This is a genomic window from Xanthobacter sp. DMC47 (assembly GCF_056313845.1).
Genome location: NZ_JBQUZM010000001.1, coordinates 1,714,992 through 1,735,392 on the forward strand (window position 1 = coordinate 1,714,992; position 20,401 = coordinate 1,735,392).

Genomic DNA, 20,401 nt, shown 5'->3' on the forward strand with positions numbered 1-20,401 from the left:
CCGTCGCGCAGCCGCTTCGCGTCCTTTACCCTCAGCGGGCGGGCTCGGTGCCGGTGCTCCACCAGGTGTCGAGCACGCCCAGCTCGTAGCGGGGCTTGGTCGCCGGGCGGGCGAACTGGTTCCAGTAGGCGATGCGGTTCTGGCCGGAATACCACTGGGGTATCCAGTAGCGTCCGGACCGGAGCACCCGGTCCAGCGCCCGGCAGGCGGTGACGAGGGCGGCCGCGTCGGCGGCGGCCAGCGCATCGTTGATGAGGCCGTCCACCGCCGGGTCAGCGATGCCCGCCACATTGTAGGAGCCGCGCGTGCGCGCCGCCTCGGTGGAGAAATAGGCGCGCAGCTCGTCCCCCGGATAGGGCGCGAAGCTGTAGCGCCGCACCACGAGGTCGAAGTCGAAATTCTGCAGCCGCTGCTGGAACTGGGCCGGGTCCACTATGCGGAAGGTCGCGTCGATGCCCACCTTCTTCAGATGGCCGATGAAGCGCGCGGTGTGCCGCTCCATGCTGCCGTCGCTGTCGAGGAACTCGATGGTGAAGGCCTCGCCCTTCGCATCCATCAATTTGCCCTGCTGCACGCTGTAGCCCGCCTCCTTGAGGAGGTTCAGGGCCTGCCGGCGCAGATTGCGGTCCTCGCCGGAGCCGTCGGACTGGGGCGGCACGTAGGGCTCGCCGAACACTTCCTCGGGCAGGCGGTCGCGGAAGGGATCGAGCAGCTTCAGCTCCGCCGGCGAGGGCAGGCCCTGCGCCATCATCTCCGAATTCTGGAAGAAGGATACGGTGCGGGTGTAGCTGTCGTACATCAGGTTCTTGCGGGTCCAGTCGAAATCGAACAGGAGCCCGATGGCCTCGCGCACGCGGCGGTCGAAGAACTTGGGACGGCGGGTGTTGAGAAACCAGCCCTGCACGCCGGAGAAGCTCTCGTCCGGCAGGGTCTCCACCTTCACTCGCCCCTCGCGCACGGCGGGAAAATCATAGCCGGTGGCCCATTCGCGGGCGGTGAATTCCTCGCGGAAGAGATAGGCCTTCGCCTTGAAGCCCTCGAGGCCGGCCACCCGGTCGCGGAAATATTCGTAGCGCACCTGATCGAAGTTGAAGCGCCCCTTCATGACCGGCAGATCGCGGCCCCAATAGGTCGGCACGCGGTTGTACTCGATATAGCGCCCCTGCTCGAAGCGGCCGATGCGGTACGGCCCCGAACCCATGGGCACCTCCAGCGAGGACTGGCCGAAGGGGTGCTTCGCCAGGAACGCCTTGGAAAAGATGGGCAGGCCCGCCACGGTGAGCGGCACGTCCCGCGCGCGGCCGGGCTTGAAGCGGAACACCACCTCGTTCGGCCCGTCCGCCTCGAAGGAGGTGACGTCACGCAGCGCCATGCGGATGGTCTCGTAGCCCTCCGCCTTGAACGCCTCGAAGGTCGCCACCACATCCGCCGAGGTCAGCGGCGTGCCATCATGGAAACGTGCCTCGCGCCGCAGCTTGAAGCGATACGTCAGCCCCTCGTCCGAGATCACCACGGACGAGGCCAATCGCCCATACATGGCGCTCTTCTCGTCGCCGGCGGCGGTCATCAGGGTATCGTAGATCAGCTCGATGCCCTGCGCGCCGTTGCCCCGCTGATTGTAGGGGTTCAGCGTGTCGAAGGTGGTCAGCGCCTGATTGTAATAGGTGGTGCGGCCCATCTGCGAGAAGGGGCCGCCCTTGGGCGCGGCGGGGTTCACATAGTCGAAATGGGGGAATCCGGCCGGATACCTCAGATCGCCGAAGAAGGAGAGGCCGTGCCGCTCCACCGCCCCGGCCGAGACGCCGCCCTCGCTGGCGGTGGATTCTGCCGCCGAGGGAGGGGCGGACACCGCCCCCTGCGCCCGGGCCAGCGCGGGCACGAGGAGCGCGCAGGAAGACGCCAGCGAGGAGGCCAGCAGGTCGCGGCGCGTCAGGCTCATTTGCCCGCCCCCGCGCCGGTCTTCGAGGCCTTGGCCGGGTCGAACCACCAGATGTCCGGGAAGGCGTAGGAATAGGTGGGCAGCTGGGCGGGATGGGCGAAGCGGTCCCACCGCGCCGTGCGGGTGTAGTTCAGCCCCCAGGCGGGGATGACGTACTCGTTCCACAGGAGCACGCGGTCCAGCGCGTGGGTGGCGGCCACGAGATCGGCGCGGTCGGTGGCGTAGATCACCTTCTCGATCAGCGCGTCCACCGCCGGGTCCTTGATGCCGGCGAGGTTGCGCGAGCCGTCCCGGTCGGCGGCCTCCGAGCCCCAGTATTCGCGCTGCTCGTTGCCGGGCGAGAGCGACTGGCCCCAGCCGGAGACGATGATGTCATAGTCCCGCGAGCGCACCCGGTTGATGTATTGCGAGGTATCCACGGTGCGGATGTTCACCTCGATGCCCAGCCGCTCCAGCGCCGGGCGATAGAACACCACCACCCGCTCCATGGCGGGGCTGGAGATGAGGAACTCGATGCTGAAGGGCTCGCCCTTGGCGTTCACCAGCTTGCGGTTCTTCACCTCGTATCCGGCTTCCTTGAACAGCCGCGCGGCCTCGCGCAGGTTCGCCCGCCGCGCCTCTTCCGATCCGCTTTCGGGATTGGTGTAGGCGGTGGTGAACACCTGCGGGGGCACCTTGTCCTTCACGCTGTTGAGGATTTCCAGCTCGCGGCCCTGCGGCAGGCCGGAGGAGGCCAGTTCGGTGCCCGAGAAGAAGGAATTGGTGCGCTTGTACTGGCCGAAGAAGAGGGTGTGGTTCATGCCCTCGAAATCAAGCGCGTAGTTGAGCGCGCGGCGCACCCGCGGGTCCTTGAACTTGTCGCGGCGCAGGTTGGGAATGAAGGCCTGCATCACGCCCGAGGCGCGGTTCTCGAACATCTCCAGCACCACGCGGCCATCGGCGCGGGCGGGAAAGTCATAGGCGGTCGCCCAGTTCTTGGCCGAGGATTCCACGCGGAAGTCATACTGGTCGGCCTTGAAGGCCTCGAGCATCACCGTATCGTCCCGGAAATACTCGTAGCGCATCTCGTCGAAATTATCCTTTCCGACGTTCACGTTGAGGTCCTTCGCCCAATAGTCCTTCACCCGCTCGTAGGTGATGGAGCGGCCGGCGATGAAGCTCTTGATGCGATAGGCGCCCGAGCCCAGCGGCACTTCCAGCGAGCCCTGCGCGATGTCGCGCGGCTTGCCGCTGGCATCCGTGCCGGTCCACCAGTGCTTGGGCAGGATGGTGAGCTGGCCGACGATCTGCGGCAGCTCGCGGTTGCCGGCCTGATCGAAGGTGAAGGTCACGTCCCGGTCGCCGGTCTTCTCGGCCTTAACCACGTGGCTGTAATAGAAGCGCTGGTTGGGGTTATTCTTGGTCAGCGCCTCGAAGGAGAACACCACGTCCTCGGGCGTGATCGGCTTGCCGTCATGCCAGCGCGCGTCGGAGCGAATGCGGTAGGTGACGGAGGCGAAATCCGCCGGGTAGCTCACGCCCTCCGCGATCAGCCCGTATTCGCTCGCCACCTCGTCGGAGGCGGGGACCATGAGCGTGTCGTAGATCAGATTGATGCCCGCCGCGGGCGTGCCGCGCGGAACCACGAAATTGAAGGTGTCGAACGTGCCGTCCTCGGCGAGGCGCAGGAGCCCGCCCTTGGGGGCGCTGGGATTCACATATTTGAAGTGCGGAAATCCGGCCGGGTAGGCCGGCTCGCCCATCAGCGACACGCCATGCCTGAACACGGGCGCGGCCGCCGGCGCGGGAGAGGCAGCGGGAGCGGCCGGGTCCGGCGCCGGTTTCGCCTCCTCCGCACTGCGGCCGGGCGCGGCGAAGGCAAGGCTCAGCGCGGCAGCGAGGGCAAGGCGGCGGGCGAGGGACGCAAGCATCGGCAACTCCGGTTGGATCGCGCTTCGATCCGGGAATAGCCGATTATGGCACCCGCCGCGACGGCAGAAACATGGCGACGCGGGGTGGGCGAGGGCGGCGCGGGCATGGGCCTCCGCAGGCCACGACGCTGCGGAAGCCTTGAGGCGACACGATCGCCGAGCCACGGGGGAGCGCCGGCGCGGAAGACGGGCGGCATGGGTGGGATGACAATGGCGTGAAACGGACGGGGCTGACGCCGGCGCGGGTGCGGTGCCTCCAGCCTCAACACCATCATCGCGGCTTGTCTGGGTGATGAGAGGTGCCTCCGAACCGAGCGCAAGCACTCAAGTCACCGGCCAAACTCCCTTTCCCCTTGAAGGAGAGCCGCGCCCCCCAACGCAGCACGCGCCCCCCCAAACACCGTCGTGGTCCGGCTCGACCGGACCACCCATCGCGCCGTTTGTCCCATCATCCGGCCGCCGGCTCGGGCGGAGATATGGGCCCTCCGGTCAAGCCGGAGGGCCACGGCGTGACGACGAAGGCGCACCCCGAAAAGAAAAAGCCCTCCCCCGCGGCGGGAGAGGGCTTTATCGGCAGAGCAGGATCAGGCCGAAGCAGCAGCCCCGACCCTTCTCTCAGATCACTTGTGCCCGGCGGGGGCCGCGGCGGGAGCGGCGGCGGCAGGCGCAGCGGCCGGAGCCGCTGCGGCGGCGGTCGGCAGGGGCTTGGGATCGTGCGAGAGCGTGTTCAGATAGGCGATCAGGTCCGCGCGCTCGGCTTCCTTCGGGATACCGGCGAAGGCCATGGCGGTGCCCGGCACCGCGGACTTGGGGCTGGTGAGGAAGGTGTTGAGCGCCTGGGGAGTCCAGTCGCCGCCCTTGGCCTTCATGGCCGCGGAATAGGCGAAGCCGGCGGCGGAGGCCACCGGACGGCCGACGATGCCGTAAAGGTCGGGACCGACCTTGGCGCCGGCGCCTTCCTGGAAGTTGTGGCAGGCAGCGCACTTCTTGGCCTGGGCCGCACCCTTTTCGACGGAGGCGGTGGCGAAGAGCTGCTCGATCGGAACCTCGGCGGCGGCCTTGGGCGCCGCGGCGGCGCCGGCGCCTTCCTGCACGGCGATCTCGAAGCCGGGCTTGGCCGGGGCCTCGGGGGTGAACAGGATTTCGGACACGATCCCGAGGCCGAGGGTCAGCGTGAGCGTGCCCAGAACTGCACCCGCGATCTTGTTCAATTCAAAACTGTCCATCGGCGCTACGCCCCTCGGAGGTCCTGTGTCCCACCGGACGCTGCACCGAAAAGGCGCGCTGCCCGGCCCCAAGCATGTCGATGAATGGCGCGCGGGGGAACCCCACGAACCGTCGGGGACACTAAGCACTTTGAACGGAGCGAAGCAACCCGTATAAGGCGCGCCCCAATGCCACTCCCCGCGTCCGCCCCGGCGCGGTCTTCCGGACCCGCCGAGGATCCCGCCATGCCGGCCGACACCGCCTTCCCCGCTCCAGCCCCGGCAGGGCATTCGGCCGGGCGCGTGCTCGTACTCATCCCCGCCCGCATGGCCGCGACGCGCCTGCCCGGCAAGCCGCTCGCCGACGTGGGTGGCCGCCCCATGATCGTCGAGGTGGCGCGGCGCGCGGTCGCAGCCGGCATCGGCCGGGTGGCGGTCGCCACCGACGCCCCCGAGATCGCCGCCGCGGTGACCGCCGCCGGCCTCGAGGCGGTGATGACGCGGGCCGACCACCCTTCCGGCTCGGACCGGATTTTCGAGGCGCTCACCACCCTCGATCCGGCAGGAGAGGTGGAGATCGTGGTGAACGTGCAGGGCGATCTGCCGACGATTCTACCGAACACCATCCGAACCGCACTGATTCCCCTACTGGAAACCCCGGCTGACATCGCGACACTGGCCGCTGAAATCACCCTTGCCGAGGAACGCACGGACCCCAACGTGGTCAAGGTGGTGGGCTCCCCGCTGGCGCCGGGCCTGCTGCGCGCGCTCTATTTCACCCGCGCCACGGTCCCCTTCGGCGAGGGGCCATTATACCACCACATCGGCCTCTACGCCTATCGCCGCGCCGCCCTGGAACGCTTCGTCTCCCTGCCGCCCTCCCCCCTGGAAAAGCGGGAAAAACTCGAGCAGTTGCGGGCACTTGAGGCCGGCATGCGGATCGACGTGGCGGTGGTTGACGCGGTGCCGCTGGGGGTCGATACCCCGTCCCATCTGGAAAGGGCGCGGGTCCTCCTCGCGCAGGAAAAATGAGCATTCCCATGAGCCGCCGCATCACGTTCCAGGGCGAGCCCGGCGCCAATTCCCACATCGCCTGCCGCGAAGTCTTCCCCGACTTCGAAGCCGTCCCCTGCCCCACCTTCGAGGACGCGTTCGCCGCCGTGGAGAACGGGGCAGCGGCTTACGCCATGATTCCCATAGAGAATTCGGTGGCGGGGCGGGTCGCGGACATCCATCATCTGATGCCGCAGTCGAGCCTTTCCATCGTCGGCGAGTACTTCCTCCCCCTCTCCCACCAGCTCATGGCGGTGAAGGGCGCGAGCCTGTCCACGCTGAAGACCGTGCAGAGCCACGTGATGGCGCTGGGCCAGTGCCGCAAGGCCATCCGCACCCTGTCCCTCACGCCGATTATCGGTGCGGATACAGCAGGTTCGGCCCGGGAGATCGCCGAGGCGAACGACCCGTCGCGGGCCGCCATCGCCTCCCGTCTGGCGGCGGACATCTACGGCCTCGACATCCTCGCCGAGAACATCGAGGACGAGGCCCACAACACCACCCGCTTCATCATCCTGACCCGCGGCGCCGACTGGGCTCCGGCGGGGCGCGGGCCGGTCATCACCACCTTCGTCTTCCGCGTGCGCAACGTGCCGGCGGCGCTCTACAAGGCCATGGGCGGCTTCGCCACCAACGGCGTGAACATGACCAAGCTGGAGTCCTACCAGCTCGACGGCCAGTTCACCGCCACCCAGTTCTATGCCGACGTGGAAGGCCACCCGGACGACCGCTCCGTGAAGCTGGCGCTGGAGGAATTGGCGTTCTTCTCCAGGGAGATGCGCATCCTCGGCGTCTATCCCGCGCACCCCTACCGGGCGCGCTTCGGAGATGCAGATCCGGCCATCTGACCAGCCCGCGCGGCGCTTGAGCGAGGGCAACGCCTAATGATCGAACCGCACCATGATGCGGGCACGGCCGCCGGTGCGGCCGAAGCTCACGTGGTCGGACAGATGGGTGAGCATGTAAGCGGCGAAGGAGGCCTGCTCCTGGGCGTCGCCCAGAAGCGCCTCCGGTGAGGGGCGCTCCTTCGGCGCCTCCATGACGATGCCGTCATAGACGACCGAGACGTCCAGGTGACTCTCGTCGAATCGCGCGCGCAGCTCGATGGGACCTTCGGCGATGCCGCTGTCGGCCACCAGTTCCAGCGCTTGGGCGACGGTGGGGATGGCCGCGGCAATCACGTCGCGTCGGGCACCCCAGTTATCGCCCTGATTTTCAAGGAAATCCCGCACGAAGGGGAAGGCGTGTGCGCCCTCCGGCACTTCCTCAACGGCCTCCTGCGCGATGCCGATGCGGAACAGGAGGTTGAGCAGGATGGCGCTGAGCGCGCCGACCGTGAGGGGCGTCGAGAATAGAGGCTGCAGCATCAGCGGCAGCTGGCGGGTGATGGGCAGGAGCGCCACCGAAAGGCCAGCCAGCACCGAGAGCCCGACCACGAACACCCTGCGCTCGCTGAGACGGCGGGAGGTCACGAGGTCCATGCCCGCCACCACCAGATAAGCCGAAGTGTAGAGCAGGATGCCGCCGATGACCGGCGAGGGAATCAGGGTGAGCGCCACGATCGCCTTGGGCACGAAGGCGATGGCGAAGATCATGATGCCGGCAGCGAAGCCGATGACCCGCGCGGTGGACTGCGTGGCAAAGGCGAGGCCCACGGACGACGACGAGAGGCCCGACTGGAAGCCCGACGTCAATCCGTTCAATATGTTACCGATACCGCAGGCCGTCACCGCCCGTTGCGCCGCCGGCATGTGGGCACGGCGCCAGTCGGCGTCGTTCATCTTCTCCAGCGACACGGTGACGGAGAGCACGTCCACGAGGTTCATCACCACGAGCAACGCCATCAGCGGGAATAGCGCGGGGGCGAACTGGAAGGACGGCAGCGTCAGCGTCGGCAGGGCGAGGAGTGGCGCGGCGGCAATCGCTTCCGGAGCTTCTGGACGCCCGGCACCCAGCGAGAGCGCGACGATCCAGCCGATGCTCGCCCCCGCGAAAACGGCGAACAGCTTCAGCCGCCGCGGCGCAAACACGGTGATGGCGACGATAATGCCGACGGTCGCCAGGCTGGAGAGAACGGCATTTTCCTCCACCAGCATGCCGTGATCGAGCCCGAGCGCCCGCCTCAGCGCCGGGCTCGCCAGCGAGACGCCGAGCATGCTCACCGCGACGCCGCAGACTTCCGGCGGCAGCAAAACGCGCAGCGGCCGCACCAGCCGGGCAATGAACAGTTGCGCGATCCCGACGAGGAGCGTGGTCGTCGCCATCAGCCCCAACCCGCCGAGCGCAAGCGCCTGCACCGCCAGCGGAATCGCCCCGGGGGCCGGGATATGCACGGCGAGATAGCCCGAGCCGAAGCGGGTGCGCATGCACTGGATGATGGTGGCGACGCCGATGCTCATGGCGCAGGCCGAGACCATGGCGGAGATCTGGTCGGCGGGCAGCTTGGCCTCGGTGGCCGCAAGCACCGGGTAGATCAGGAAGGTCACGGCCAGCATGGCGTGCTGGGCGGCGAGCGGGATCAGCGCCGCGGGCGGAACCGGATCGTCCAGGCCGTAGACCAGGGAGGGCGGTCGGCGGCCGGTCCGCGTGCCGCGGCGCGAATCAGGGAAAAAGCGGTCGAGCAGATGCGTCAGACGGGCGAAGCGCGCCGGGCGCGGCGCACCATCGGGCACCGGCTCAAGCATGCCCACCCTCGATGAAGCTGCGGATGAGATGGTGCGCGATGGCGATGGGCGGGGGCACGAACAATCCGTCGGGGTGGGTGCGGGTGAGCATCAGCGCCACCTCGTCCCGGCCGAACCAGCGGGCATCCTCCAGCTCGTTGCGGTCGATCACCAAGTCCTCGCTGGTCGCCTCGGCGATGCAGCCGATCATCAGCGACATGGGGAAGGGCCACGGCTGGCTGGCGAAATACCGCACGGCCCCGGTGGCGATTCCCGCCTCCTCCAGCGTCTCGCGGCGCACCGCCTCCTCGATCGTCTCCCCCGGCTCGACGAAGCCGGCCAGCGTGGACCACATGCCGGGCGCGAAATGCGGCTGCCGGCCGAGCAGGCAGCGGTCGCCGCGGGCCGTGAGCATAATGACGACCGGATCCGTGCGCGGAAAATGCTGGGCGCCGCAGGACGGGCAATCCCGCCGCCAGCCGGCGTCCATGATGCGGGAGGCCGCGCCGCAATTGGCGCAGAAGCCGTGCCGGCCGTGCCACGCGCGCAGCGCCTTGCCGCAGGCCAGAGGCCCGAGGTGATGCGGCGCGACCAGACCGCTGACGGCGATGCTGCGCAGGTCGGTGACCGTCAGCCCATCGCCCTCCAGCGCCTCCCGGTTGGCGGGATCGAACCCCATGGCGAAGCGCGGCGCGCCGTCGCCCTCGATGCCCAGGAACAAGGGCTCGCCCCGCCCGCGGGCCTCGGCTTCCACACGGTCGAACAGGGGATCGAAGACCGGCCCCGCGCCATTCAGCGCTACCAGCTCCCCGCCGAGCAGATAGAAGCGGGCTTGGGCATGGCCGAGGAGATCGGCGGCACCGGCGCGCAGGTGGCAGGCGCGGTCAAGCGGGCTGTCCACATAACCGAGGGTCGGCCAGGCGCCGAGAGCGGGGCGGGTAATGACGGACATGGACCAGACGACCCCGGCAGGCGGCAGGCTGCGAACTGTTGGCGACCGTCGCACGCGTCCGGGATGGAGGCAAGGCTGTCCCTCGGGCAGCCTTTCAGCCGTGCACACCCAGCCGCGCGCGCAAGGCCTGAAGGCGGGATGAGCGCTCCGCCTCGTCCAGCGGCTCGCGGGCGCCGGCACCGAACACCACGCCCGGCCACGCCGCATCGCCGGGGTTGCGGGCGATGATGTGGACGTGGAGCTGCGGCACCATGTTGCCCAGCGCCGCGATGTTCAGCTTGGCGCAGCCCGTGATGTCTTTCAGGGCCTGCGAGACGTGGGCGATCTCTTCCATCAGCGTCGCGCCGTCGCCGGGACGAAGGTCGAAAATCTCCGACATGGCGGCCCGGCGCGGCGTCAGCGACACCCAGAAGAAGCGACGATCCTCCACCAGCCGCACATGACAGAGCGGAAGGTCGCCCACGGCCGGGCCGTCCGCGGCGAGGCGGGGGTCGAGCACGAAGGCATCTTCGGTCATGGGCGGGGCTCCTGTGGGACAGGCGGTTGATGCCCCCCGGCGCCCCCCGCCGCAAGCGCGTTCTCGGCCGGTTGCGCTGACCGGTTGCCCCGGCCCCCCGTTGCCGCTATGGAGGCGCCCCAACAGCTGCGCGACTTCCAGAACCCCGCGCGCAAGGACTTCAGGGATGTTCCGCTCGGCCTTCTCCGCACCCCAGGCATCGCACGCCCAGCGCAGCCGGCGAAAATGACGCGGGGCTGAAGCCGGCGGCCGGGATCGGCGCCGCACGCGTGCAACCCCAAGGATATCAGGCGAAGAAAGGCACGAGCGATGGCTCGGCTTGTCATGAAGTTCGGCGGCACGTCCGTCGCCAATATCGAGCGCATCCGCAACGTGGCGCGCCACGTCAAGCGCGAGGTGGAGGCCGGCTACAAGGTGGCGGTCGTGGTCTCCGCCATGTCCGGCAAGACCAACGAGCTGGTCGCGTGGTGCAAGGATGCCTCCTCGCTCTACGACGCGCGTGAATATGACGCGGTGGTGGCCTCCGGCGAGCAGGTGACGAGCGGGCTGCTGGCCATCGCGCTGCAGGAGATGGGCGTTTCCGCCCGCTCGTGGCAGGGCTGGCAGATCCCGATCTCCACCGACGACGCGCACGGCTCCGCCCGCATCATGGACATCGACGCCGACCGGCTGGCCACCTCCATCGAGGGCGGCGAGGTGGCGGTGATCGCGGGCTTCCAGGGCATCCACCTGCCCACGGGGCGGATCACAACGCTCGGCCGCGGCGGCTCGGACACCTCGGCGGTGGCCGTGGCGGCCGCGCTCAAGGCCGAGCGGTGCGACATCTATACCGACGTGGACGGCGTCTACACCACCGACCCGCGCGTCGTGCCCAAGGCCCGCCGCCTCGACCGCATCGCCTTCGAGGAAATGCTGGAGATGGCGTCGCTGGGCGCCAAGGTGCTGCAGGTGCGCTCGGTGGAGCTCGCCATGGTGCATAATGTGCGCACCTTCGTGCGCTCGAGCCTGGTCGACCCCGACGCGCCGGAGATGCGCGAAGTCGAGAAGGCGGGAACCCTCATCTGCGACGAGGAGGAAATCGTGGCAAGCCAGATGGAATCGCAGGTGGTCACGGGCATCGCCTTCTCCAAGGACGAGGCCCAGGTCTCCATCCGCCGGGTCGCCGACAAGCCCGGCATCGCCGCCGCCGTGTTCGGCCCGCTGGCGGACGCGCACATCAATGTGGACATGATCGTCCAGAACGTGTCGGCGGACGGCTATACCGACATCACCTTCACCGTCCCCACGGCCGATTTCGAGCGCGCCAAGGCGGTGATCGAGAAGGCGCGGGACTCCATCGCCTTCCAGGCGATCGAAGGCGCCGGGGACGTGACGAAGGTGTCGGTCATCGGCATTGGCATGCGCTCCCACGCCGGCGTCGCCGCCAAGGCGTTCGAGGCGCTGGCGGGCCGCGGCATCAACATCCGCGCCATCACCACGTCGGAGATCAAGATCTCCTTCCTGATAGATGCGGCCTATACCGAACTTGCGGTCCGGACTCTCCATTCGCTATACGGGCTGGACAGCTGAGGGCGGAACAGTTGAGGGTGGCCTTCGCGGGGGCGCGCCGTCCAGTGGATTGCCCCGCGGGCACCTGAGCCCGCTCATTTTTAAGGATGCGGCCGATGCGTGGCGCGCTCGGCGGTCCGCGCGTGCTGCTCCGGCGCCTCCGCGAGGTGATGGCGGAGCCGGTCAGCGCGCAGGACCGCCTCGACAAGATCGTTGTGCTGATCGCCGCCAACATGGTGGCGGAAGTCTGCTCGGTCTACGTGCTGCGCGTCGATCAGACCCTTGAGCTGTACGCAACGGAAGGTCTGAACCGGGATGCGGTTCACCTTACCGTCCTGAGCGTGGACGAGGGCCTCGTCGGCCATGTGGCGCGCGAGGCCGAATCGCTGGCCCTGCTGGACGCCCAGTCCCACCCCGAATTCTCCTACCGGCCGGAGACGGGCGAAGAGGTCTACAACTCCTTCCTCGGCGTGCCGATCCTGCGCGGCGGCAACACGCTGGGCGTGCTGGTGGTGCAGAACCGCGCCCGCCGCACCTATACGGAAGAGGAGATCGAGGCGCTCCAGACCACCGCCATGGTGCTGGCGGAGATGATCGCCTCGGGCGAGCTGACGGCGCTGGCCAAGCCCGGCGCCGAGCCTGCCGTGCGCCGGCCGCTGCATCTGAAGGGCGTCGCCCTCGCCGATGGCCTCGGCCTCGGCCACGTGGTGCTGCACGAGCCGCGCATCCGGGTGACCAATGTCATCGCCGACGACGTGGTCAAGGAAACCGCCCGCCTCGACGCCGCCATCGGCAAGCTCAGGCACTCCATCGACCTGATGCTGGAGGACGACGGCCTCTCGAAGGCCGGCGAGCATCGCGACATCCTAGAAGCCTACCGCATGTTCGCCCACGACCGGGGGTGGATGCACAAGATGCGGGAGGCCGTGCTCTCCGGCCTCACCGCCGAGGGCGCCGTGGAGCGGGTGCAGTCGGATACCCGCGCCCGCATGATGCGCGCCTCCGACCCCTATCTGCGTGAGCGCCTGCACGACCTCGACGACCTCGCCAACCGCCTCCTGCGCGAGCTGACCGGCCGGTCCCGCGGCATGGAGCGGGAGGCGCTGCCGGAAAACGCCATCCTCGTCGCCCGCAACATGAGCCCGGCTGCGCTGCTCGATTACGACCGCACCAGCATCCGCGGCCTCGTGCTGGAGGAAGGCGGCACCACCAGCCACGTCACCATCGTCGCCCGCGCGCTCGGCATCGCCGCCGTAGGCCAGGTGGAGAATGCCGCCGGCCTCGCCGACCAGGGCGATCCGGTGATCGTCGACGGCCAAGCCGGGGAGGTGCATCTGCGCCCGCCCGGTGATGTCGAGGAAGCCTATGCCGAGAAGGTGCGCTTCCGCGCCCGCCGGCAGGCCCAGTATGCCGCGCTGCGCACCCGCCCCTCCGTCACGAAGGACGGGGTGCATGTGGACCTGAACCTCAATGCCGGCCTGCTGGTCGATCTGCCCCACATCGCCGAGACCGGCGCCGCGGGTATTGGCCTGTTCCGCACCGAGCTTCAGTTCATGATCGCGTCGGCCTTTCCACGCATCTCCGAGCAGCTGAAGCTCTATCGGGCGGTGCTGGATGCCGCCGGCGACCGGCCCGTCACCTTCCGCACCCTCGATATCGGTGGCGACAAGGTGCTGCCCTACATGCGGACGGTTGAAGAGGAGAACCCGGCGCTGGGCTGGCGTGCCATCCGCCTCGGACTGGACCGGCCGGGCCTGCTGCGCAGCCAGATGCGCGCCCTGCTACGCGCCGGCGCAGGGCGGGAATTGCGCGTCATGTTCCCCATGGTCGCCGCGGTGGAGGAGTTCGACCGCGCCAGGGCCATGGTGGAGCGGGAGCTGACCCACTTGCGCCGCCACGGCCACGGCCTGCCCGAGCGGGTCTATGTGGGCGCCATGGTGGAGGTGCCCTCCCTCCTCTTCCAACTCGACGAGATTTTGTCCCGTGCCGATTTCCTTTCGGTGGGATCCAACGATCTCGTGCAGTTCCTCTATGCCGCCGATCGCGCCAACGTGAGGGTCGCCGACCGCTTCGATCCGCTCTCCCCGCCGGCGCTGCGCGCCTTCCGGCTGGTGGCGGAGGCTGGCATTCGCCACGGCAAGCCCGTGACCCTGTGCGGCGAACTCGCCTCACGGCCTCTGGAAGCGGTTGCGCTGGCGGCCTTGGGTTACCGCTCCCTGTCGGTTTCCCCGGCGGCCATGGGGCCGGTCAAGGCGATGCTGCTCGAGACGGACGTCTCCGCCGCCCGCAAGGTGCTGCTGCCCTTGCTTGAGGACCGCACCGGCGCGGCCGATCCGCGCGCCGTGCTGACCAAGTTCGCGCGGGACTGCGGCCTGCCGCTTTAGCCGGCGCGCGCCTGCGCCGCCCGGCCCCCTGCCGTTTTCCCGAAACCATCCGGAATCCAGAATCACCAGCTGATGAGCACGCTCCCCCTCGCCAAACTCGACCAGCTGGTCGCCCGGCATGCCGAGATCGAGGCCGCCCTGTCCCACGGGGCCGAGGGGGAGGAGTTCGTCCGCCTCGGCCGTGAATTCTCGGATCTCTCCCCCGTGGTGGAGCAGGTACTGGCGCTGCGCGGCGCGGAACGCGATCTGGAGGGCGCCCGGGAACTGCTCGCCGATTCGGCCGGCGACCCGGAGATGCGCACCCTGGCTGAAGCGGAGGTGGAGCGGCTGGATGCGCGCATCGCCGAGCTGACGACCGCCGTGCGCCTCGCGCTCCTGCCCAAGGACGCCATGGACGAGCGCGGCGTCATCCTGGAAGTGCGTGCAGGCACCGGCGGCGACGAGGCGGCCCTGTTCGCCGGCGACCTCTATCGGATGTACACGCGCTATGCCGCCGAAAAGGGCTGGAGCGTGGAGGTGCTCTCTGAGAGCGAGGGCACCATGGGCGGCTACAAGGAAATCGTCGCCGCCGTCCACGGCAAGGGCGCCTATGCCCGGCTGAAGTTCGAGAGCGGGGTCCACCGGGTTCAGCGGGTGCCGGCCACGGAGGCCGGCGGGCGCATTCATACCTCCGCCGCCACCGTCGCCGTCCTGCCCGAAGCGGAGGACGTGGATGTGGACATCAACGAATCCGACCTCCGGATCGACGTGTTCCGCGCCCAGGGCGCCGGCGGCCAGCACGTGAACAAGACCGAATCGGCGGTGCGCATCACCCATATCCCCACCAATACGGTGGTCGCGGTGCAGGATGAGCGCTCTCAGCACCGCAACAAGGCCCGCGCCATGGCGCTGCTGCGCTCCCGCCTGCTGGACGAGGAACGCCAGCGCAAGGAGGCGGGCCGCGCTGCCGACCGCAAGGGGCAGGTGGGCTCCGGCGACCGCTCCGAGCGCATCCGCACCTATAATTTCCCGCAGGGGCGCGTGACGGACCATCGCATCAACCTCACCCTCTACAGGCTGGAGGAGGTGATCGCGGGCACCGCGCTCGACGACATCATCGAGCCGCTCCTCACCGAGCATCAGGCGGCCCTGCTCGCCGCCGCCGAGGAGGCCTGAGCCGTGCCCGGCCCCGGCGATGCCCCCGAGGCCGGTCTGACCATCGCCCAGCTGCGGCGGCAGATGGCCGCGCGCCTCGCCGCTGAAGGCATGGAGACGCCGGAGCTGGATGCACGGCTGCTGCTGGCCGACGCCCTAGGATGCGGGCCGGGCGAACTTCTCGCGCGGGGGGATGATCGTGCAACGCCGGACATTCGCGCCGCCGCCCACGCACGCCTCGCCCGGCGGCTCGCGGGAGAGCCCGTGGCCCGCATCCTCGGCCATAAGGAATTCTGGAGCCTCACCTTTCACCTTTCCCCGGACACGCTGGTACCGCGCCCAGATACGGAAACGGTGGTGGAGGCGGCCCTCGCCTTCTTTCCCGACCGTGCCGCGCCATTCCGGGCCCTCGACCTTGGCACAGGCACCGGCGCCATCCTCGCGGCCCTCCTCACGGAGCGGCCGGCCGCAACCGGCGTCGCCGTGGACCGCTCCGAGAATGCGGCCCGGACAGCCCGAGCCAACTTCGCAGCCAACGATCTTTCGGACCGCGCCTGCGTCGTCGTCGCGGACTGGGGCATGGCCCTCGCCGGCGGATTCGACCTCGTGGTCTCAAACCCGCCCTATATCGCCGAGGACGAGATGGAAGGGCTTGCCGTCGACGTCCGCCATCACGACCCCCGGCTGGCCTTGGTCGCGGGAGTCGATGGGCTCGCCGCCTATCGCGCCATCGCCGCCGACCTGACGCGCCTGCTGAAGCCCGGTGGCATTGTTGTTCTGGAACTCGGCGCGGGCCAGGAACCGGCCGTCGCCGCCCTCGTTCAAGCCGCAGGGCTCTGCGTGCTCGGCCCGGCCCGACCCGACCTCGGTGGCATTCCGCGCGCCCTCTGCGCGCAGCATCCCGGCACCCGGCACGGGGCGGCTGACGAAAAAAGGCTTGGAACCTTTGAGGGAAATCGCTAGTGTCAGTCGCAGGAATCGAACCGGAGCATTGGTCCAGAGGGCTGATGCGGGCTTCCGAAATCTCAAACGGATGTTTCGGGTGCTGGGAATGCGAGAGCGTGGAGCGCGCGATGGCGCCGCTCACGCGAGCGTCCCACGGTTGGATCGTTTCACGGTGCTGAGCATGCGCGGCCCACAGACGGTCGATGGCGGTCTTTGGTGACGTCTTGGGCGATGACGTCTCGGGTTGCGGCATCGCGTGTAGCGGCACCCGTGCTGGGGGGCACGGAACGGGGCTCAATGATCGGACTGATCCTGACTTCTTGACGACTTTCGCTTTGGTCCAGCGCGGATGCCGGCGCAGGCGGCTTCCGCGGATCTGACGGTCATGTCCTGCGCACAAGGCAGCGTGCCACGGGGCCTATTCCGCTGGGATGGCGTTCCGGAGGTTCGTTTCATGAGATGCGCGCCGCCGGAGCGGGAAGCCCGGCGGGATATGCGGATTGTACCGGCGCGATGCGGCCGGGCGCAGACGGCGGCGTGAACGCCGGGCGAGTAGAGATCGATCCATATGAGAAATGGTCAGCAGAAGCGCATGCGCGGCCGCAACAACAACCGGCGCAGCTCAAACCCTTTGACGCGGGTTTACGAGTCGAACGGCCCGGATGTGAAGGTGCGTGGGACAGCCCACCACATTGCGGAAAAATACCAGCAGCTCGCCCGCGATGCCCAGGCCTCCGGCGACCCCGTGGCCGCTGAGAACTATTTCCAGCATGCGGAACATTACCTGCGCCTCATCGCCTCGCTGCAGGGTCAGTTCGCCCCGGTGAATGGATTCGGCCGCGATGAAGACGGCGACGACGAGGAGATGGACGACGTGTCCTCCCTCGACGCGCCGCAGCCGTATGGAAATCGCAACGACCAGCCTTACAGCCGCGACGAGCAGCCCTACCAGGGGCGCAGCAATCGCGATGACCGGGGTCCGCGCGAGGATCGCGGTCCTCGGGACGACCGGGGTCCGCGCGAAGACCGCGGCCAACGTGACGATCGCGGCTCCCGCGATGACCGGGGGCAGCGGGACGACCGGAGCCAGCGCGACAACCGCCAGGGCAACTTCCGCCGCAACCGGGATGACGACGAGGGCTACCAGCCGCGCGAGGCCCGCGACAACCGCGAGTTCCGCGAGAACCGTGACCCACGCGAGCAGCGCGAACCGAGGGAGCAGCGCGAACCCCGCGAAATGCGTGAGCCCCGCGAACAGCGGGAACAGCGCGAGCCCCGCGAGTTCCGTCGCCGCAATCGTGATGACAACGGCGATGGGTTCGTGCCCCGCGCGGCGCGTGCGCCCCGCAGCGACGACGACCAGCCGCGCCCGCATCGTGCCCCGCGCAGCGAGGAAGCCGAGCAGCCCCGTCCCTCCCGTGCGCCCCGCGCGGAGGAGCAGGATCTCGGCCTGCCGTCCTTCATCACCGGCGCGCCTGCCGTGGCCAAGGAGCGCCCGGAGCCCAAGGCCGAAATGAAGGCCGAGGTGAAGAGCGAGCCGAAGGCTGAGCCGCGCGAACCCAAGGCCGAGCCGAAGGCTGAGGCCAAGGCCGAAACCAAGGCGGAAGCCAAGGTTGCTGCCGAGACGCCTCGCGAAGAGGCGACAGAGGCCGCCGAGGCAGATGCCCCGCGCCCGCGCCGCCGCCGCTTCCGCACCCGGGCCGGCGAAGGAACCGAGGCCGCTGCCGAGGCGCCGGCGCCCGAGCAGCCCGTTCTGTTCAACGAATAGGTCCGGTTCTCCTGACCGAAACAAAAACCCCGCCGGTCGCCCGGCGGGGTTTTTCTTTGGCCGCCCGCTACGTGCCGGCTCAGCTTTCCTTGAAGCCGTAGTCGGGGATGCCCTGCTCGTTGCCGTAGTATTTGTAGGGCAGGAACTTGCCGGACATGGTGATCTGCACCCGGTCCCCCTTGGGGTTCGGCTCGCGCACCATCTCCATGTTGAAGTCGATGGCGGACATGATGCCGTCGCCAAACTCCTCCTCGATCAGCGCCTTCCACGCCGGACCGTTGACCATCACCAGCTCGTAGAAGCGATAGATCAGCGGGTCCGTGGGGGGCATGGGCGTGCCGGCGCCGCGCATGGGCACTTCGTTCAGCATCCGCTCTTCCACCTCGGAAAGGCTGAACAGCTCGGCAGCTTTTTTCGCCAGCGGCTTCACCAGCTTCATCTGGCCCAGCAGCGCGCCGACGACGAGCACGGGCGACATGCCGCCGATCTCGTCGCAGATGTATTTCCAGGTCCAGCCCTTCTCGCGCTTGATGTCGAGGATCTTCTCGGTCAGTTGCTCGCGCTTCATCTTCTTATGGTCTCCGCTTGAGTTCGGTCGAAGAAACAAGGCCCGTCAGTCGCGTGCCTTGGCGATGGCGGGGAAGGGAATGGTGTTGGCCGCCGCCGGCTCGGGCTTCGGCTGGCGGCCGAGACGCACCACGGGCGGGTGGCGGCGGTCGTAGCCTGCCGGCATCTCCGCCTTGAAGGTGCGGCTGCGGGAGACGAGGAAGTCCACGAGATGGTTGCGCACCGCGTAGTAGTCTTCTTCCCGGTGGATGCTGTCGCGCGCCCGCTCCATGGGCAGCGGATTTTCCACCACCTCGGCGATCATCGCCTCCGGCCCATTGGTCATCAGCACGATCTTGTCGGCGAGGTAGATGGCCTCATCCACGTCGTGGGTGATCATGACCACGGTCTGGCCGGTGGACTTGCAGATGCGCCGCACCTCATCCTGCAGCGTGCCCCGGGTGAGCGCATCGAGGGCGGAGAAGGGCTCGTCCATGAGCAGGATCTTCGGCTCGATAGACAGAGCGCGCGCGATGCCGACGCGCTGGCGCATGCCGCCGGAGAGTTCCGCCGGGCGCTTCAGCTCGTTGCCTTTTAGGCCGACGAGATCGATGAAGCGGCGCGCCCGCGCCTCCACCTCGGCGCGCCCGGCCTTGCGCCAGCGGGAGGAGACCGCATAGCCCACATTGCCGATGACGCTCTTCCATGGCAGCAGCGCATGGCCCTGAAAGATCACTGCGCGGTCGAGGCTCGGGCCGGAGATGGCCTGCCCATCCACCACGACGACGCCGTCGGACGGCTCCTCGAGCCCGGCGAGGATGTTGAGCACGCTCGTCTTGCCGCAGCCGGAATGGCCGATGATGCAGACGAATTCGCCCCGCGCCACGGGCAGCCAGAGATTCTCGAAGATGGTGGTGGAACCGCCACCCGCCGCCGGATAGCGCCGGGCAATGCCCTCGATGGAGATGAACTTCTGATCGTTCTCCATGACCCTCACTCCGGAAACGTCACGCGCTTCTGCAAGCGCGCGAGAATGAGGTCGAGGGCCATGCCGACGACGCCGATGAGCAGGATTCCGACGATCACATTGGCGATGGAGAGGTTGTTCCACTCGTTCCAGACGAAGTAGCCGATGCCGGTTCCGCCCACGAGCATCTCCGCCGCCACGATGACCAGCCAGGCGATGCCGATGGAGATGCGCATGCCGGTGAGGATGGTCGGCGCCGCCGCCGGCAGGATCACGGTGAAGGCACGGCGCCACGGCCCCACCTCCAGGGTCCGCGCCACATTCAGCCACTCCTTGCGCACCGCTCCCACGCCGAACGCGGTGTTGATGAGCATGGGCCAGACCGAGCAGATGAAGATGACGAAGATGGCCGAGAGGGAGGAATCCTTGATGGTGTAGAGGGCGAGCGGCATCCAGGCGAGCGGCGAGATGGGTTTCAGCACCTGGATGAAGGGATCGAGCGCCCGGTAGGCTAGCGGCGACATGCCGATGAGAAAGCCGATGGGCACCGCCACCAGCACCGCCAGCCCATAGCCGATGGCCACCCGGCCGATGGAATAGAGAAGCTGGAGGCCGAGCCCCTTGTCGTTCGGGCCATTGTCGTAGAACGGCCGTTTCAGGTTGTCCCAAAGCTTGCCGGCAACATCGAGTGGCCCCGGCATGGCGGACTTGGCGCCTTCGGTCGCGATGCCCATCAGCTTGGCATATTCGGGATCGAGCGCCGGCCCCGAGCTTGCGCTCGGGGTGACGGCGATCTGCCACAGCGCGCAGAAGGCGACGAACAGCAGCACCGAGAGGAGGCCGGCGCGCGCGCCGAGGCTCTTCATCCGC

16 protein-coding genes are annotated in these 20,401 nt (G+C 68.5%); 7 read left to right on the forward strand and 9 right to left on the reverse strand.

The window, feature by feature from the left end:
- Nucleotides 1–31: 31 nt before the first annotated feature.
- The 3 genes from ACT54R_RS07900 to ACT54R_RS07910 all read right to left on the reverse strand — a co-directional run bounded on the left by ACT54R_RS07900 (nt 32) and on the right by ACT54R_RS07910 (nt 5,075).
- Nucleotides 32–1,939, reverse strand: a complete 1,908-nt coding sequence (locus ACT54R_RS07900; RefSeq protein WP_476325152.1) for an extracellular solute-binding protein — start codon at nt 1,937–1,939, stop codon at nt 32–34.
- Nucleotides 1,936–3,849: an extracellular solute-binding protein gene (locus ACT54R_RS07905; RefSeq protein ID WP_476325154.1), complete on the reverse strand. Its 1,914-nt coding sequence runs from the start codon at nt 3,847–3,849 to the stop codon at nt 1,936–1,938. The genes ACT54R_RS07900 and ACT54R_RS07905 overlap by 4 nt, the downstream gene beginning before the upstream one ends.
- Nucleotides 3,850–4,469: 620 nt before the next feature.
- A complete protein-coding gene (locus ACT54R_RS07910) occupies nt 4,470–5,075 on the reverse strand; it encodes a c-type cytochrome (RefSeq protein WP_476325156.1) in 606 nt (201 codons plus the stop codon).
- Between the two features lie 225 nt (nt 5,076–5,300).
- Here ACT54R_RS07910 and ACT54R_RS07915 point away from each other — a divergent pair, with 225 nt between their 5' ends.
- Together ACT54R_RS07915 and ACT54R_RS07920 are read left to right on the forward strand one after the other, a co-directional pair.
- Entirely contained in the window at nt 5,301–6,086 is a 786-nt protein-coding gene (locus tag ACT54R_RS07915) for a 3-deoxy-manno-octulosonate cytidylyltransferase (RefSeq protein WP_476325158.1), read from the forward strand.
- Between the two features lie 8 nt (nt 6,087–6,094).
- Nucleotides 6,095–6,955: a prephenate dehydratase gene (locus ACT54R_RS07920; RefSeq protein WP_210254715.1), complete on the forward strand. Its 861-nt coding sequence runs from the start codon at nt 6,095–6,097 to the stop codon at nt 6,953–6,955.
- 33 nt (nt 6,956–6,988) lie between these two features.
- Here the strand turns inward: ACT54R_RS07920 and ACT54R_RS07925 are convergent, their stop codons facing one another.
- The 3 genes from ACT54R_RS07925 to ACT54R_RS07935 all read right to left on the reverse strand — a co-directional run bounded on the left by ACT54R_RS07925 (nt 6,989) and on the right by ACT54R_RS07935 (nt 10,239).
- Nucleotides 6,989–8,791, reverse strand: a complete 1,803-nt coding sequence (locus tag ACT54R_RS07925) for a solute carrier family 23 protein (RefSeq protein WP_476325160.1) — start codon at nt 8,789–8,791, stop codon at nt 6,989–6,991.
- On the reverse strand, nt 8,784–9,722 hold the full coding sequence (gene nudC, locus ACT54R_RS07930; RefSeq protein WP_476325162.1) for an NAD(+) diphosphatase: 939 nt from the start codon (nt 9,720–9,722) through the stop codon (nt 8,784–8,786). The genes ACT54R_RS07925 and nudC overlap by 8 nt, the downstream gene beginning before the upstream one ends.
- A gap of 94 nt (nt 9,723–9,816) precedes the next feature.
- Entirely contained in the window at nt 9,817–10,239 is a 423-nt protein-coding gene (locus ACT54R_RS07935) for an HIT family protein (protein WP_476325164.1), read from the reverse strand.
- Nucleotides 10,240–10,548: 309 nt separating this feature from the next.
- On the opposite strand from ACT54R_RS07935, the gene ACT54R_RS07940 reads away from it, so the two are divergent.
- The 5 genes from ACT54R_RS07940 to ACT54R_RS07960 all read left to right on the forward strand — a co-directional run bounded on the left by ACT54R_RS07940 (nt 10,549) and on the right by ACT54R_RS07960 (nt 18,018).
- Nucleotides 10,549–11,808: an aspartate kinase gene (locus ACT54R_RS07940; RefSeq protein ID WP_168462347.1), complete on the forward strand. Its 1,260-nt coding sequence runs from the start codon at nt 10,549–10,551 to the stop codon at nt 11,806–11,808.
- A 95-nt stretch (nt 11,809–11,903) separates the two neighbouring features.
- The gene (gene ptsP, locus ACT54R_RS07945; RefSeq protein ID WP_168462346.1) at nt 11,904–14,171 is read left to right on the forward strand and encodes a phosphoenolpyruvate--protein phosphotransferase; all 2,268 of its coding nucleotides are present in this window, start codon (nt 11,904–11,906) and stop codon (nt 14,169–14,171) included.
- 72 nt (nt 14,172–14,243) lie between these two features.
- The gene (gene prfA, locus ACT54R_RS07950; protein WP_476325167.1) at nt 14,244–15,326 is read left to right on the forward strand and encodes a peptide chain release factor 1; all 1,083 of its coding nucleotides are present in this window, start codon (nt 14,244–14,246) and stop codon (nt 15,324–15,326) included.
- 3 nt (nt 15,327–15,329) lie between these two features.
- The gene (gene prmC / locus ACT54R_RS07955) at nt 15,330–16,268 is read left to right on the forward strand and encodes a peptide chain release factor N(5)-glutamine methyltransferase (RefSeq protein ID WP_476325169.1); all 939 of its coding nucleotides are present in this window, start codon (nt 15,330–15,332) and stop codon (nt 16,266–16,268) included.
- 574 nt (nt 16,269–16,842) lie between these two features.
- Complete coding sequence (locus tag ACT54R_RS07960; RefSeq protein WP_476325171.1) at nt 16,843–18,018, forward strand: DUF4167 domain-containing protein; 1,176 nt, start codon at nt 16,843–16,845, stop codon at nt 18,016–18,018.
- Between the two features lie 79 nt (nt 18,019–18,097).
- Here the strand turns inward: ACT54R_RS07960 and cynS are convergent, their stop codons facing one another.
- Genes cynS through ntrB form a run of 3 tightly spaced genes read right to left on the reverse strand, consistent with a single transcriptional unit; the run spans nt 18,098 to nt 20,397 of the window.
- Entirely contained in the window at nt 18,098–18,586 is a 489-nt protein-coding gene (gene cynS / locus ACT54R_RS07965) for a cyanase (protein ID WP_476325173.1), read from the reverse strand.
- Between the two features lie 45 nt (nt 18,587–18,631).
- Nucleotides 18,632–19,552 carry an ABC transporter ATP-binding protein gene (locus ACT54R_RS07970; RefSeq protein ID WP_476325175.1) on the reverse strand — a complete coding sequence of 307 codons (921 nt, stop codon included), beginning with the start codon at nt 19,550–19,552 and terminating at the stop codon, nt 18,632–18,634.
- 5 nt (nt 19,553–19,557) lie between these two features.
- Nucleotides 19,558–20,397 carry a nitrate ABC transporter permease gene (ntrB, locus tag ACT54R_RS07975; protein WP_476325177.1) on the reverse strand — a complete coding sequence of 280 codons (840 nt, stop codon included), beginning with the start codon at nt 20,395–20,397 and terminating at the stop codon, nt 19,558–19,560.
- Nucleotides 20,398–20,401: the final 4 nt, after the last annotated feature.

Coding starts and splice junctions, on each gene's coding strand:
- ACT54R_RS07900 (WP_476325152.1), bottom strand. CDS start 1,939: ATGAGCCTGACGCGCCGCGACCTGCTGGCCTCCTCGCTGGCGTCTTCC.
- ACT54R_RS07905 (WP_476325154.1), bottom strand. CDS start 3,849: ATGCTTGCGTCCCTCGCCCGCCGCCTTGCCCTCGCTGCCGCGCTGAGC.
- ACT54R_RS07910 (WP_476325156.1), bottom strand. CDS start 5,075: ATGGACAGTTTTGAATTGAACAAGATCGCGGGTGCAGTTCTGGGCACG.
- ACT54R_RS07915 (WP_476325158.1), top strand. CDS start 5,301: ATGCCGGCCGACACCGCCTTCCCCGCTCCAGCCCCGGCAGGGCATTCG.
- ACT54R_RS07920 (WP_210254715.1), top strand. CDS start 6,095: ATGAGCCGCCGCATCACGTTCCAGGGCGAGCCCGGCGCCAATTCCCAC.
- ACT54R_RS07925 (WP_476325160.1), bottom strand. CDS start 8,791: ATGCTTGAGCCGGTGCCCGATGGTGCGCCGCGCCCGGCGCGCTTCGCC.
- nudC (WP_476325162.1), bottom strand. CDS start 9,722: ATGTCCGTCATTACCCGCCCCGCTCTCGGCGCCTGGCCGACCCTCGGT.
- ACT54R_RS07935 (WP_476325164.1), bottom strand. CDS start 10,239: ATGACCGAAGATGCCTTCGTGCTCGACCCCCGCCTCGCCGCGGACGGC.
- ACT54R_RS07940 (WP_168462347.1), top strand. CDS start 10,549: ATGGCTCGGCTTGTCATGAAGTTCGGCGGCACGTCCGTCGCCAATATC.
- ptsP (WP_168462346.1), top strand. CDS start 11,904: ATGCGTGGCGCGCTCGGCGGTCCGCGCGTGCTGCTCCGGCGCCTCCGC.
- prfA (WP_476325167.1), top strand. CDS start 14,244: ATGAGCACGCTCCCCCTCGCCAAACTCGACCAGCTGGTCGCCCGGCAT.
- ACT54R_RS07960 (WP_476325171.1), top strand. CDS start 16,843: ATGCGCGGCCGCAACAACAACCGGCGCAGCTCAAACCCTTTGACGCGG.
- cynS (WP_476325173.1), bottom strand. CDS start 18,586: ATGAAGCGCGAGCAACTGACCGAGAAGATCCTCGACATCAAGCGCGAG.
- ACT54R_RS07970 (WP_476325175.1), bottom strand. CDS start 19,552: ATGGAGAACGATCAGAAGTTCATCTCCATCGAGGGCATTGCCCGGCGC.
- ntrB (WP_476325177.1), bottom strand. CDS start 20,397: ATGAAGAGCCTCGGCGCGCGCGCCGGCCTCCTCTCGGTGCTGCTGTTC.